The organism is Bradyrhizobium campsiandrae, assembly GCF_014529705.1.
In the GTDB taxonomy this organism is placed as follows: Bacteria; Pseudomonadota; Alphaproteobacteria; order Rhizobiales; family Xanthobacteraceae; genus Bradyrhizobium; species Bradyrhizobium campsiandrae.
This window is the reverse complement of the sequence record NZ_JAANIH010000001.1, coordinates 68,009-81,292: the sequence shown is the minus strand read 5'-3', so window position 1 is coordinate 81,292 and position 13,284 is coordinate 68,009. Positions and strand designations below refer to the sequence as shown.

The window sequence follows — 13,284 nt, the reverse complement described above, 5'->3', positions numbered from 1 at the left end:
CACGAACGGCAACTACACCTGCCGCCCCGCCAAATTTGTCACCGCAACGCCATCGCGCTCTTCGATGATGTCAGCGATCATCTGGCGGTGGCAATGGGTGTGGTCGCGCTCGTAGCAGAGCAGGCAGACCGGACCCGCCTTCTTCACCAGAGCCGAGAGCTCGTCCATCTGCTCCCGGGCCTCCAGTGTCTTGAGGTGCTTTGAGAAGATCTTCTCCAGCACATCATACTGGCCGCTGCGCGCGGCGAGCCGGCCTTCCTTCGGCGTGCCGAGGGCTGCGAGATGGACGTAAGCAATGCCGCGCTCATCCAGGCCGGCGGCGAGCTGCTTCTTGGAAAAGCCGGGCCGCCGCGATGACGTCACCGCGCGCACGTCGACCACGAGCTTGACGCCGGCCTGCTCCAGCTCGTCCAGCACGGCCTTCGGCGGCGTCTGCTCATAGCCGATGGTGAAGAGCTTTTTCGCCTTTGCCATCGACGCTCCTCAGCTCACCCGCGCAATCAGTTCCATGGCGCCGTGCGGGGCGCGTACCTTGCCCTCGTGGATCACATAGGCGAACACGTCGCGCGGTTCCTTCTTCGGCTTGGCCTTGTCAACCTTCGGCAGGTCGTCGGGTTCGCTTCCCTCGGCCCAGGCCTGGAAGCGCGCGGCCCAGGCGTCGAGCTGCTTCGGCGGATAGCAGGTCTTGATCTCATCATTGCCCTTCTGCAGGCGCGCATAGACGAAATCGCCGGCGACATCGGCGATTGCAGGATATTTGCCGTGCTCGGCGAACACCACCGGCGTCTCGAACTCGCGGATCAGTGCAATGAAATCAGGCGTGCAGAAGCTGTCGTGGCGTACCTCCACGACATGGCGCAGCGCGCGTCCCTCGAGCTTGCGTGGCAACAGCTCCAGAAACTTGCCGAAATCTGCGCCGTCGAATTTCTTGGTCGGCGCGAACTGCCACAGCACCGGTCCCAGATGGTCGCCGAGTTCCAGCACGCCGGAATCATAGAATCGCTTGATGGAATCGCCGGCTTCGGCCAGCACTCGCCTGTTGGTGGCAAAGCGCGGCCCCTTCACCGAGAACACAAAACCATCCGGGACTTCGCTCGCCCATTTGCGAAAGCTCTCCGGCTTCTGCGAGCCGTAATAGGTGCCGTTGATCTCGATCGAGGTCAGCTTGGAGGCCGCGTAGGACAGCTCCTTCGCCTGCGTCAGCTTCTCGGGATAGAACACGCCGCGCCAGGGCTCGAAGGTCCAGCCGCCGATGCCGATGAAGATGTTGCCGGATTTTTTGGACGCGGTTTTTGCTTTGGCCACAGGAGGATCTCGCATCGACGGGGAGGGAGGACTGCATCCTATTCAAACCAGAAGTGATTGGCCAGTTGCCGCGTCCCGTCTAAGCTTCGGACCGCGATCTGCGCAAAAAGGAGAACAAGATGCGGAGGCTGATGCTGGGAGCGGCGCTCGTCATGTTGACATCTGCTGCCATGACCTCATTTGCGATGGCAGAGGACGACGACGCGAAGGGGGCGCAGAAGCTCGCCATGCAGGGCCGCGACGATTACTGGCATTGTCTGGCGCGGGAGTATTCGCGCGACAGCAATCAGGGTTTGTCGGAGCAGGAGTTCGGCCGATCTGTCGCCGGCGCCTGCCCGTCGGAACGGCAATATTATCGGGTGGCGTTGCTCGACTATCTCACCTCGCAATACCCGAACATCGAATCCGGCGCGCATCTCGCGACAGCGAACAGGGCGGTCGAGGCGGCGCAGAAAGACATCGTAACCGCCTTCGTCAAGCGCCGGCCGCCGGCGAAATAGGACCATGGCCGGTTGCGGTTCGGCGGCCCTTTCGGCCGCGCGTTCATCCGTGGTATGAGAGGGCTGATCTGGAGCAGGGATTGGCTTTCCATGGGGTCTGAGTCGGTAGGTGGTATTTGCGGCGCGGTCGTCGCGGCGATCGTGCTTGCGTCCGCCGTCGTCCTTGGGCCGATCGGCCAGTACGGCAAGCCCCCCAAGCCGGCCAAGGTCGAGCCGGCTCCGGCCGCCGCGGTGCCCGCTGCCCCGGTGGCGCCAGCGCCGCGAGGTCCTGTGATCCGGGAGGTCCCGAACTAGGAATGGGCGTGGAAAACGGGCGCCTACACCCCCCTTGCAAAGCTGATCCCGCATTCCTATCTAGTTTTCAACGGCGACGTTGAGCCAAAAAGCTCCGGCGCTGGGACGACCTTGGAATAGCTTGGGCTTGCGCCGGATGTACGCGCGGTCCGCCGTTCCGGGGTCGTTGGCATTTTAGGGCCCCTTTTGGGTCCGCTCCCCCCCCGGGAGAAACCCCGTCTTTATCGCCCGAGAACTTGGCATCGCAGGACGCGGCGGATATACGCTGCCGTCATGAATGAAGCGATCAGACCGGGCGCCGACGGCCAGGCTCAAGAAGGGCCGGAACTGTCGATCATCGTCCCGACTTTCAACGAGCGCGACAACGTCACGGTGCTGTACCGGCGGCTGGAGGCGACGCTTCCCAACATCGCCTGGGAGGTCGTGTTCGTCGACGACAATTCGCCCGACGGCACCTGGGACGTCGTGCGTGAGTTGGCTCAGAAAGACAGCCGCGTGCGCTGCATCCGTCGCATCGGCCGCCGCGGCCTGTCGGGCGCCTGCATCGAGGGCATCCTGTCTTCCAGCGCGCCCTATGCGGCCGTGATCGACGCCGACCTCCAGCACGACGAGACCCAGCTGCCGAAGATGCTGCTGCTGCTCGCGAGCGATCAGGCCGACCTCGTCGTCGGCAGCCGCTATATCGAGGGCTACAAGAGCGAAGGCTTCAACAAGCAGCGCGCCGGCGCCAGTGCGCTGGCGACCGAGGTCGCCAGGAAGATGCTAAGGGTCGAGATCGCCGACCCCATGAGCGGCTTTTTCATGGTTCGCCGCGATCGTTTCGAGCAGTTGGCGCCGAAATTGTCGGTGCACGGCTTCAAGATCCTGCTCGATCTCGTTGCCACCGCACATGGCGATCTGCGCGCGGTCGAGATTCCCTATACCTTCGGCGCCCGCCAGCACGGCGAAAGCAAGCTCGATTCCATGGTCGCGCTCGACTTCCTTGGCCTCGTGCTGGCGAAGCTGACCAACGACATCGTCTCGCTCCGATTCATCCTGTTTGCGATGGTGGGCGGCATCGGCCTCGTGGTGCATCTCACCACGCTGTTCATCGGCCTTCAGTTGTTCAAGGCGCCGTTCGCGGAGGCGCAGGCCGCCGGCGCCATCGTCGCCATGACCAGCAACTTCATCATGAACAACTTCCTCACCTATCGCGATCAGCGCTTGAAGGGCTTTGCGATCCTGGGCGGCCTGATCATGTTCTACATCGTGTGCAGCGTCGGCCTGCTTGCCAATGTCGGCGTCGCCTTCTCGGTCTATGACCAGGAGCCGATCTGGTGGCTGGCTGGACTTGCCGGCGCGCTGATGGGCGTGGTGTGGAACTACGCGATGTCCGGACTGTTCGTCTGGCGCAAGAAATAGTGCGTCAAGGATCGAGCTATGGGCGGGGCTGACGCGCGGATCGTCCGCAACACGGCGCTGGTGATCCTTGCGCTGGTCGCCTTGCGGCTGGTTGCGGCCGCCTTCACCCCGATTACCTTCGACGAGGCCTATTACTGGCTGTGGTCGAAGAACCTGGCGGGGGGCTATTACGACCATCCGCCGATGGTGGCCTACGTCATCCGCGCCGGCACCATGATCGCCGGCGACACCGAGCTCGGCGTCCGCCTGGTCTCGATCCTGCTCGCGCTGCCGATGAGCTATGCGATCTATCGCTCGGCCGCGATCCTGTTCGGCGGCGCGCGGGTTGCGGCGACCAGTGCCATCCTGCTCAACGTCACCATGATGGCGTCCGTCGGCACCTTGATCGTCACGCCGGACGCGCCGCTGCTGGTGGCCTCCAGCTTCGTGCTGTTCTTCCTCGCAAAGGTGCTGGAAACCGGTCGAGGCGCCTGGTGGCTCGCAGTTGGTGCAGCGGTGGGCGCGGCGCTGCTGTCGAAATACACCGCGATGTTCTTCGGCGCCGCGATCCTGATCTGGCTCGCCGCCGTGCCGAAGCTGCGGCGCTGGTTGCTCTCGCCCTGGCCCTATCTTGGCGGCCTCGTGGCCCTGGCGCTGTTCTCGCCGGTGATCCTCTGGAATGCGGATCACCATTGGGTCTCATTCGCAAAGCAGCTCGGCCGCGCCAGGATCGAAGACTTCCGCCCGGTCTTCATCGCCGAGCTGATCCCGACCCAGATCGCATTCGCAACCCCGCTGGTCTTCATCCTCGGCGCGATGGGGCTGCATGCGCTGACCTGGCGCCGCGCCGGCGCGCTGGCCTCGCGCGTGCTGATCGAGACGATGTTCTGGACCATCGTTGCCTATTTCGTCTGGCATTCGCTACATGCCCGCGTCGAGGCCAACTGGTTCGCGCCGGTCTATCCGCCCTTCGTCGTCGCCGCCGCGGCCGCAGCCAACCTCGCGCAGTGGAAGCCGCGGGCGCGACGCCTGGTCGATTTCTGCCTGCGCTGGGCCGCGCCATCAGGCATTGCGATGTTCGCCGCGCTGATCCTGCAAGCCAATACAGGCCTGTTGTCCGGCTATCGCCGCGATGCGACGGTGCGCAGCGTCGGTGTCGGCTGGCGCGAGCTCGCCAGCGGCATCGAAGCGGAGCGCCTGCGCAGCGGCGCGACCTGCGTGCTGACGCCGGATTACGGCACCACGGGCTGGCTCGCTTTCTATCTGCCGCGCGGCACCTGCGTGGTGCAGCAGAACCAGCGCATCCGCTGGGTCAACATGCCCGAGCCTGATCCGAAGCTGCTCGCGGGCAAGCTGCTCTATGTCGACGAGCTGCGCTCCGACGGCCATCCATTACTGAACGATCTGTTCGCGCAGGTGACGCGCATCGGTGAACTGCAGCGCAAGCGCGGGCCGCTCGTGGTCGAGACCTACGGCATCGATCTGCTCGAAGGCGCCAAGGGCGACGTGCTGGACCGCTCGCCGCCATCAGAACTTCAGCCTTGAGCGATCACAAGATCTTGCCGTTGATCGACAATTCCTTGATCCTTTTTTCCCAGTCGATCAGGGCGCGGTACCACCCGAGCGTATGGGTCGTGGGATCGTCGCCACTGACGACGCCCCGTTCCAGAGCCTGTTTGATCTCCACGATACCTTCATGGACGCGGGAGGATGGATCGAACTTCAGACGTTGGATGATCTTGGCAAAGGACAAATTATAGGTCCGCTTGTCCGTCGCATCCGGGATCGTGTGCGTCACGATATTCGGAATGATGTCCTTGACGAAGTTTGCCAGTTGCTTGATCTGATAATTGAGATCGTCGCCGCCGACGTTGAATGTTTCTCCCGACACCACCGATGCTTCGCTCTCGATGCCCATCATCAGGGCGCGGCAGACATCGCGAACGTGAATGAACGGACGCCACTGCTCGCCGCCGCCCATGACGTAGATGACTCGCTCTTTCCAGGCGCGCAGCGTCATGACGTTGATGGCAAGGTCGAAGCGCATGCGCGGCGCCAGGCCGAAGACCGTGCTGTTCCGCAATATGACCGTTTCGAACGTGTCGCTCTGCAGCTTGCGCAGCTCGTCCTCGACGTGAAGCTTGCTTTCGGCGTACAGCGTCTGCGGGCGGCAGACCGCATGCTCGTTGAGCGCAATTTCCTGGCCGTGGCCATAGACCGACGCCGAACTCGAATAGACATAGCGGCGAACGCCTGCCTGCTTGGCCGCGCGCGCCAGGCGAACGCCGCCCTGGTGGTTGATCGAGATCGTGAGTTCCGGATCGATCTCGGCGGAGGCATCGTTGCTCAATCCCGCCAGATCGATGACAGCGTCCATCCCCTCGAACTGCTTGGGATCCACGGTGCGGATGTCGTCGACCAGCAGCTTGATGTTCGGGTGGGAGGCCGCTTGCATGAAGCGATCCCGCCCGAAGAACCCGCGATCGAGCGCGACCACCGAAAAGCCCTTCTGGGCCAGCATCTGACAGAGGGGGATGCCGATATAGCCTCCCGCTCCAGTGACGAGAATGTTCTGCATGGGCTAGGCTTCTATGTGCTTGTGATCTTGTACGGATTGACGCACGCGCTGTATGGCGGCGACGATGCGATCGCATTCTTCGTCGGTCATGTCGTTGTAGACCGGGAGCGCAATGACGTTGTAAGCGACCCTTTCCGTCACATCCAATTTCACCTCCCTCTGCGCGCTGTAAGCCGTCATGTGGTGGCAGGGCGGGCTGTAATACTTCCGGACGAAGACGTTGTGGGTCTCGAGCGCCGACGCCAGCGCTTCCCGGTCCAATCCGAAGTCATCAGCGTCAACGACGACCGGCAGGTATAGCCAGTTGGCCTGCACGCCTGCGGGCTCTCGCCCGACGCGCAGGCCAGGAATCCGGGAAAGACCGATCCGCATGCGCTCGACGGCCCGGCGGCGCGTCGCGACGGCCAGCTCGAACGTCTTGAGTTGCTCGAGGCCGATGAGGGCCGATATCTCGAGCATTTTCCCGTTCAATCCGGCCTCGTGACAGTCGGCGCCGTCGACTTGCCCGAAGTTGCGCATGGCCTTGACGCGCGCCAGCAATTCCGGATCGTGGCTGCACACGCAGCCGCCCTCCATCGTCGCGAAGGCCTTGGTGGCGTGGAAGCTGAACATCTGCGCGTCCGCGCAGCCTCCCACCAGACGTCCGTCGACGCGCGTGCCGAACGAAGGTGCGCTGTCGACGAGAAATTTCAGCTTATTGCGCCTGGCGATGCGCGCCAGCGAAGCGTAGTCGCTGGCGACGCCGTAAACATCGACGGCAAGGATCGCGACGGTGCGATCCGTGATCCTGCGTTCCACGTCGTCGGGGTCGAGGCGCATGGTCATGTCGTCAACGATGTCCGCAAACACCGGTTCGGCGCCCACCCATCTGATGGCATGCGGCGTGGCGCTGAACGTGAATGATGGCACGATCACTTCGCCACCGGCGATTCCCGCGGCTCGCAGCATGGCCATCATGCCGATCTGGCCATTGCAGAAAACGAGGGTCGGAACGCCAAGGTACTCACTTAAGCGTGCCTCGAATTCGACGACCCAGCGCGAATTGTTGGTGACCTGGCCGGTCTCCAGCGCCCGCTCGAAAGCGGCCAGGAACTGCTCAGTCCTCGGAAACCGCGGGCGTACGATATGGAGCGGGCTCTCGGCCCGCGGCGTCAGAACTTCACACGGGACTGCGTCGCTCATTTCGAGTCCTGATTGTCGATAGGATCCGTGGCTGGCTATCGATACGAAGCGAAACTTGCGTGGAGCATTCCTCGGTCGCTTGTGTCAGCGGTTGACACGCCTTTTGGACTAGCCGAGGCGACGACGAATCATATTTGAGTAGGGCTCACCGATATCCATTCGCTCACGGTACGTCTGGCAGATGAAGAACTTCGTCATCAATCTCGATCGCCATCCGGAAAAATTCGGACGCTTTCTGGAACGGAATGCAGGCTGCGGAATCGCCTTCGAGCGCTTCTCCGCCTCCAACGGACTGGAGATGAGTGATGAGGAGGTGATGGCGATGCGGCTCGTCGCCCCCGGCTCGAAGTTCACCAGGGGAGCCGTCGGCGGTGCCGCGTCGCTGTGGCGGATATTGAACTGGATCGCGGGGCAGAATGAACCCGCGCTGGTGTTCGAGGACGATTGTACTGTTCGTCACGACATCATCGCGCGTCTGCAGACGTTGCTTCCGACTCTCGAAAGCTGGGACCTTCTGGTTCTCGGCTGCAATACGGATTCAGTGCTCGACCTCGAGCTGGCGCCCGGCATGAAGTCGATGATGGTCTTTCGGCCTGCGCACCCGGACGACCGGACTGATGCGGCTTTTCAGGCAGCAAATTCCCAGGTCGCCGCATTCCGGCTGAACTCCTGCTTCGGGCCAGCTGGAAACCTGATATCTCCCGCAGGAGCGAAGAGGCTCCTGGAGCTGTGTTATCCGATGGATAATCGGCTGGTCCAAATCGAGGCGCTCGGCAATCGCATGCTGCCAACGAGCGGATTGGACGGGATGGGAAACAGCGTCTATCGCCTCATGCAGGCGTATGTCTGCTTCGCGCCCCTTGTGGTGCCGCGCAACGATAACGCGACGTCGACCACCTATACCCACGATGCGCGCGCCTGGGGCTGAGGGCGCGAGAGCAGGGCGTCATACATTATGAAACTCGCGATCATGCAGCCGTATTTTTTGCCCTATATCGGCTACTATCAGCTCATTGGCGCGGTCGATCTCTTCATCGTCTACGACAACATCAAATACGTCAAAAAGGGCTGGATCAATCGCAACCGGATGCTGGTCAACGGCAAGGACGCGTTGTTCTCGCTGCCGTTGAAGAAAGACTCGGATGCCCTCGATATCCGCGACAGGGAGTTGGCGGCCGATTTCGACCGTGCCAAGCTGCTCAATCAATGGCGGGGAGCCTATCGAACCGCGCCTTTCTTCAAGCAGACCTTCCCGCTTCTGGAAGCGATCGTCGGCTTTCAAGATCCCAATCTGTTTCGCTATATCTTCAATTCGCTGCAGATGACTTGCGCTCATCTCGGTTTGAAGACCGTCTTCAAAATCTCGTCCGAGGTGCCGATCGATCATTCGCTCAAGTTCCAGGACAAGGTGCTGGCATTGTGCGAAGCGGAAGGAACGCAAAGCTACATCAACGCGATCGGCGGCCTGGAGCTCTACGATGCCAATGCTTTCAGTGCCCGCGGAATCGAATTCAGGGCCCTGCGGGCGAGGCCGTTCCCTTATGAGCAGTTCGGTCAACCTCACGTGCCCTATCTGTCGATCGTCGACTTGTTGATGTTCAATTCAGTCTCGAAGCTGCGCGAGGTCATCGCCGAAAACTACGATTTGGTTCGCCAGGACGCGTAGGCGCTGAGCCGCGTCCGTCCCGGACCAGGACCGACCTCGAAATCGACGCCTCATTCGAAGACGACATAGCTCTGCTGCGGCGAGATCGTGCTGCGGCAGATGCGATATCCCTGGGTGCCCCAGGCCTCGCGCAACGCCAGCGTCTCGCCGGGGTTCTCGGCCAGAACCAGCTCGTCGAATCCGACGATGCTGTTCTTCGCCAGATAAGGACGAATGAGTTCGAGGCATTTCTTGGTCGGTTCGTACAGATCGAGGTCGAAATAGGCGAGCGCGATGATCGTCTCGGGGTGCTTTTCCAGATAGAGGGGGAGAGTTTCGGTCACATCGCCCTTGACCAATTCGAACTTGCGGATGTGGCTGCGTGGCGCAAGCTTTTCCTGCGTCGAGAGGATGTCGCCGAGCACATCCTCGTAGTTTGGCGTGACGTTGAGTCCGCCGACCTTCAGCCCGTCGAAATCTCCATCCTGCGGTGCCACCGACGGGAAACCCTCGAATGTGTCGAAGCCGACGACCTTGCGGCTCATGTTGTAGGGCTCGTAGATGTGGCGCATCGTCGTGAACAGCGCCATGTTCTGGCCCCAGCGCACGCCAAATTCCATGATGACGCCGTGCGTGTGCAGGGCCTTCGAATAGAGGTCGTGCATGAAGAGAATGCGCGCCAGCGATGGGCGATTGAGGAAAAGGCCGAGGTTCGCGTGGAATTCGCGCTGGGGCAGCGGCGAGGTCTTCATCAGATCCTGCAGCCGGCTGTAAGCCGCGACTTCCTCGCCGGCGGCATAAGTAAAATTCTGGGCGTCCTGTGGATCAGTTGATTGCATGATCTGCGCTCACAAAGGCCTGTCGAGGCCGGTTTTCATCTGGGTTCGAGGGAATGACGATGCGCGATCCCAGGCCATCAATCTTCGAGCCGCCGGAGATTTCTCGCACCAGTCTTGAGTCCGCCATAGTAGTAGTCGTTGAATCCTGCGGCATCCATCAGCTCGAATACCCTCTGCATGTTGTACGCGACGCGATGCAGCTCGAAGCGCTCGCCGTCGAAAGTTGCGAACGCAGCCCGTGGATCGCCGTCGCGCGGCTGTCCGACCGATCCCGGATTGCAGTAGGTTCGTTCGCCGAAGTGATGGATGCTCTGCACATGGGTGTGACCGCTGACAAAATTGATGCCGGCGAGCCGTCCGAAATAGTCTTCATTGGGGTTGGTGATGTACTCGTCGATCGGGTCGCTCCACCCGGCGTGAACGAGCTGAACGGTCCCGATCTGCATCTGGACCCGAAAGGTTTTCAGCCAGTTGGCATTCTCGGAGCTGATCACCGTTCTCTGATAGGCCAGGCAATCGTTGACACTTCTGGACCTGGTGCAGAACCCGCCGAAGCCGAGGTACCAGTCATGGTTGCCGAGAAGGCTTTGAATGCCGCGCCTTCTCAGTTCATCGCAGCATTCGTTCACCTGGGAGTAATAGCCGACCACGTCGCCGACGCAAAAGATCTCGGTGATGCGCATGCGGTCGATCTCGGCGAGAACGGCCTTCAGCGCCTCGAAATTCCCGTGGATGTCAGAGATGAACGCCATGGTCATAGAAGATGAAATCCTCGGTGTAGCGGACGGCCCTGCCGCGCTTGATGTCCGGTTGGACCGGCAGTCGTTGCCCGATGGCCATGTCGATCGCCATGAGCGCTTCGTTATAGCCAAAGGCGGCGCGGATCGACGTGGATGAAGAAATCCTCGGATTGATCTCGAGCAACTTCAGACCCGCGTCAGTCTTGCGAAACTGGAAGTTGGTTGGCCCGATCGGGGAAAACGCCCTGCATAAATCCCGGACCGCTTCGGCGAATTCGGCTTGGTCGGCGACCTCGGCCTTTTCCGTGAAGCCGTCCCTGGAGAGCTTTCGCCGAAGCGCCATGCTGGCGGAAAAGCCGCCTTGGCCGTCGCAGAATGCGGACACGGTGAATTCCCCGTCATCGCGCCCGACGATGGGTTGTGCCATCAATGTCGCCTTTGTCGCAGGAGCAATCCCTTCGAGCTGTTCGGCGGTCTCGACCACCACGATGCCCTTGGAGCCGAAACCGCGGCGGGGCTTCAGCAGGAACGGCAGTCCGCAATTCGCCTTGAGGAAATCGAAGTCCATCTCCAGGTAACTCGGGATCGCATAGGACGCCATCACCTCCCGTTGCCGTTGGTAGAATGCCCATTTGTCGGAGCAGCTGGAAATCAGCTCGCGTGAGTTGAGAACGAGCCTGGTTCCGGTCGCTTCCATTTCAGCGACGCGATCCGCCCATGTGTACATGTCGGCATCGATGCCGGGGAACGCCACGTCGACGTGATGCTTGCGCAGGATTGCGGTCAGCCGATCGATGTAATCAGGCGCATCCGTCCTGGGCACGGCTTCAAAAACGTCGCAAAATCCCGGCGCGACCGAGTCTGTATAGATCGAGGTACCGATCAGCTTCAGCGGCCGCTTCGACATCCTGAGGGAGCGCAGGATGCCGTAGCCGACGATGCCGGCGGCGCCGGACACCAGGATTGTCGTCACGATGCCAGCCTTCGATGAGCCGCTTCCATCTGCATGCCTTGCATGGTGGACACGTGGGGACGGTAGTCGACCATCCGGAATAGCGTCTCGTCGCAAGCAAAGCCGTTGTCGGGAATGTCGGGCTTGTCCGTCAGGAACCTGACCTTGCTCTCGCTTTCAAAAGCCGAAATCGCCGCCGCCGCGACTTGCGAATATCTGACGTTGTCGGGGTTCACGCAGCGATAGATGCCTTCGATCTTCATCGCAATGACGGCCGAAAGAATTCTGGCCATGTCATCGGCGTGAATGAAATTTCTCACAGGATCATTCGAGCCGAAAATGGCGATGTCTTCGCCGCGCTCGGCCTTGTCCATGATGGTGTAGAGGAACGGCTGATGCTTTCGAAACGCCTCGCCCACGCCATAAATCTGGGAAGGCTTCAGCACCGCGACGGGCAACCGAAACTCTCTGCCGCAAAGCTGCGCGACGTCCTCGGAATGGCGCTTTGAAAGGGCGTAAGCGCCGAAAAAGGGGGAATCGTTCGCAAGATCGGAGAAGATGCTGGAGATGTGCACAAGGTGCTTCGCGTTGGCCCTTGAGCTGGCGTGACAGAGCCGCATCAGGCCGAGCACGTTGACGTCAATGGTTTGCAGAGTGTCGCCGCCGAAGGCTGCGGCCATATTCACGACGCAGTCGATGTCGTTCGGGATTTGAATGTCGTGCGCACAGAGGTCCAGCTCGACATCGCAGCCGCCGCGCCCGGCCGTCAGCACGTCGTACCGTTCACGAAGCAGCGGGGCAATCGCCTGCGCCAGCGCCGAGCGTCCGCCAACGATCAACACCCTCATGATCGTGCCGAGGCGTCCGGCGCGAGCTGCGCGAGTAGCCCGCAGGACAGTTCCGGGTAGTCGACGCCCATTTCGCACAAGGCCTGGATGATCCCGGCGTCGAGATTTAACGACAGGAGCTGACTTGTCGCGAAGGGCTTGAGATAGATGCCTTCCATTGTCTCGATCTTGTAGCCGGCGTCGGTCACCAGCTGGGTGAGGGAGCGGACCGTAAAGTACCGCTGGTGCCCAAGAACCTGATCGTTCTCCGAAAGCGCCTCCATGTCCGGCAGCATGCCCGCAAGATGTCCGAGCCTTCGGTTCATCACCTCGGCATTGGGGACCGCCACGAAGAGCTTGCCCGCGGGGGCCAGAAAGCTCCTGAAGCGGTTCAAGATCAGCAGCGGGTCGTCGACATGCTCGAGGATGAAGCCCATGACGATGAGGTCGAATTTTTCGTCGGTCTCGAACGCCTCGAAGTAGGTCTCGATGACCTCGCTTCTGTTCTCGGGAAACCGCAGCTTGAAGTTTTGGATGACGGCGGGAGAGCCTTCAAGCACCACATGACGCTTGCAGTTGTCCGAAAACAGCTCGGTCGCGAAGCCGTGCCCGAGTCCGAGATCCAGCACGGCACGCGGAGTCTCCACGACACGAGCAATGCGCTTCGGATACCAGGTCAACGCAATTTCGTTGTCGAAATCGTAGATGCTTTTGCCCTCGTAGGCGGCGACATGGACATCCAGCCGACTGTTCATGGGGTCTCTTTCCCAAACACGATGCGCCATCGGACGCCCGATCTCATGCTTAGCAACGGCCCCTTTGATTCGCCACGCACCGGCGCGGTGCGGCGAACGCGCTGTCAAGCTTCAAGCAAGCTTCGAACAAGCTACGAGCGGGATAGTCGGGATGCGGCGAGCTTCCCAGGATTTGGCAAGCGGGTTGCTGGCCGCTCTCCCATGATCCGGAAGGTCCCCGATGAATTATCACGACGGCACTCTCGCAAGAGTAAATGAGATCTCGACAGAGCCGCCGTCGCTGACGC

Annotated in this window: 15 protein-coding genes; 6 read left to right on the top strand and 9 right to left on the bottom strand. The window is 61.3% G+C overall.

The annotated features are described in order from the left end of the window. Positions 1-12 precede the first annotated feature (12 nt). Positions 13-474 (bottom strand): DUF488 domain-containing protein, encoded by a 462-nt coding sequence (locus G8O24_RS00400; RefSeq protein WP_188095404.1) that lies wholly within the window; start codon positions 472-474, stop codon positions 13-15. A 9-nt stretch (positions 475-483) separates the two neighbouring features. After that, the gene (locus G8O24_RS00395; RefSeq protein ID WP_188095403.1) at positions 484-1,320 is read right to left on the bottom strand and encodes a DUF72 domain-containing protein; all 837 of its coding nucleotides are present in this window, start codon (positions 1,318-1,320) and stop codon (positions 484-486) included. A 104-nt stretch (positions 1,321-1,424) separates the two neighbouring features. Between G8O24_RS00395 and G8O24_RS00390 the strand changes: the two genes are divergently transcribed. The 4 genes from G8O24_RS00390 (at position 1,425) to G8O24_RS00375 (ending at position 5,024) form a co-directional block, all read left to right on the top strand. Continuing rightward, entirely contained in the window at positions 1,425-1,805 is a 381-nt protein-coding gene (locus tag G8O24_RS00390; protein ID WP_188095401.1) for a hypothetical protein, read from the top strand. Positions 1,806-1,895: 90 nt separating this feature from the next. After that, positions 1,896-2,099, top strand: coding sequence for a hypothetical protein (locus G8O24_RS00385; protein WP_188095399.1), 204 nt, complete (start codon positions 1,896-1,898; stop codon positions 2,097-2,099). Positions 2,100-2,372: 273 nt separating this feature from the next. After that, entirely contained in the window at positions 2,373-3,500 is a 1,128-nt protein-coding gene (locus G8O24_RS00380) for a glycosyltransferase family 2 protein (protein ID WP_188095397.1), read from the top strand. 18 nt (positions 3,501-3,518) lie between these two features. After that, positions 3,519-5,024: a glycosyltransferase family 39 protein gene (locus G8O24_RS00375; protein ID WP_188095395.1), complete on the top strand. Its 1,506-nt coding sequence runs from the start codon at positions 3,519-3,521 to the stop codon at positions 5,022-5,024. Positions 5,025-5,028: 4 nt separating this feature from the next. Here G8O24_RS00375 and G8O24_RS00370 read toward each other — a convergent pair whose 3' ends face one another. Beyond that, positions 5,029-6,057 carry an NAD-dependent epimerase/dehydratase family protein gene (locus tag G8O24_RS00370; RefSeq protein WP_188095393.1) on the bottom strand — a complete coding sequence of 343 codons (1,029 nt, stop codon included), beginning with the start codon at positions 6,055-6,057 and terminating at the stop codon, positions 5,029-5,031. A gap of 3 nt (positions 6,058-6,060) precedes the next feature. Next, positions 6,061-7,239: a DegT/DnrJ/EryC1/StrS family aminotransferase gene (locus tag G8O24_RS00365; RefSeq protein WP_188095391.1), complete on the bottom strand. Its 1,179-nt coding sequence runs from the start codon at positions 7,237-7,239 to the stop codon at positions 6,061-6,063. A gap of 181 nt (positions 7,240-7,420) precedes the next feature. On the opposite strand from G8O24_RS00365, the gene G8O24_RS00360 reads away from it, so the two are divergent. Both G8O24_RS00360 and G8O24_RS00355 read left to right on the top strand, forming a co-directional pair. Then, positions 7,421-8,167 carry a glycosyltransferase family 25 protein gene (locus G8O24_RS00360; RefSeq protein ID WP_188095389.1) on the top strand — a complete coding sequence of 249 codons (747 nt, stop codon included), beginning with the start codon at positions 7,421-7,423 and terminating at the stop codon, positions 8,165-8,167. Positions 8,168-8,194: 27 nt separating this feature from the next. Further along, entirely contained in the window at positions 8,195-8,905 is a 711-nt protein-coding gene (locus G8O24_RS00355; protein WP_188095387.1) for a WbqC family protein, read from the top strand. A gap of 50 nt (positions 8,906-8,955) precedes the next feature. Here the strand turns inward: G8O24_RS00355 and G8O24_RS00350 are convergent, their stop codons facing one another. The 5 genes from G8O24_RS00350 to G8O24_RS00330 form a co-directional block, all read right to left on the bottom strand. Further along, positions 8,956-9,723 (bottom strand): class I SAM-dependent methyltransferase, encoded by a 768-nt coding sequence (locus G8O24_RS00350; RefSeq protein ID WP_188095385.1) that lies wholly within the window; start codon positions 9,721-9,723, stop codon positions 8,956-8,958. Positions 9,724-9,800: 77 nt separating this feature from the next. Continuing rightward, positions 9,801-10,475, bottom strand: a complete 675-nt coding sequence (locus tag G8O24_RS00345; protein WP_244645686.1) for a metallophosphoesterase family protein — start codon at positions 10,473-10,475, stop codon at positions 9,801-9,803. Next, entirely contained in the window at positions 10,459-11,436 is a 978-nt protein-coding gene (locus tag G8O24_RS00340) for an ATP-grasp domain-containing protein (protein WP_202988737.1), read from the bottom strand. The genes G8O24_RS00345 and G8O24_RS00340 overlap by 17 nt, the downstream gene beginning before the upstream one ends. Continuing rightward, a complete protein-coding gene (locus G8O24_RS00335) occupies positions 11,433-12,263 on the bottom strand; it encodes an NAD-dependent epimerase/dehydratase family protein (protein ID WP_188095382.1) in 831 nt (276 codons plus the stop codon). Before G8O24_RS00335 ends, G8O24_RS00340 begins: the two co-directional genes overlap by 4 nt. Next, entirely contained in the window at positions 12,260-13,027 is a 768-nt protein-coding gene (locus G8O24_RS00330) for a class I SAM-dependent methyltransferase (protein WP_202988736.1), read from the bottom strand. Before G8O24_RS00330 ends, G8O24_RS00335 begins: the two co-directional genes overlap by 4 nt. Positions 13,028-13,284 lie beyond the last annotated feature (257 nt).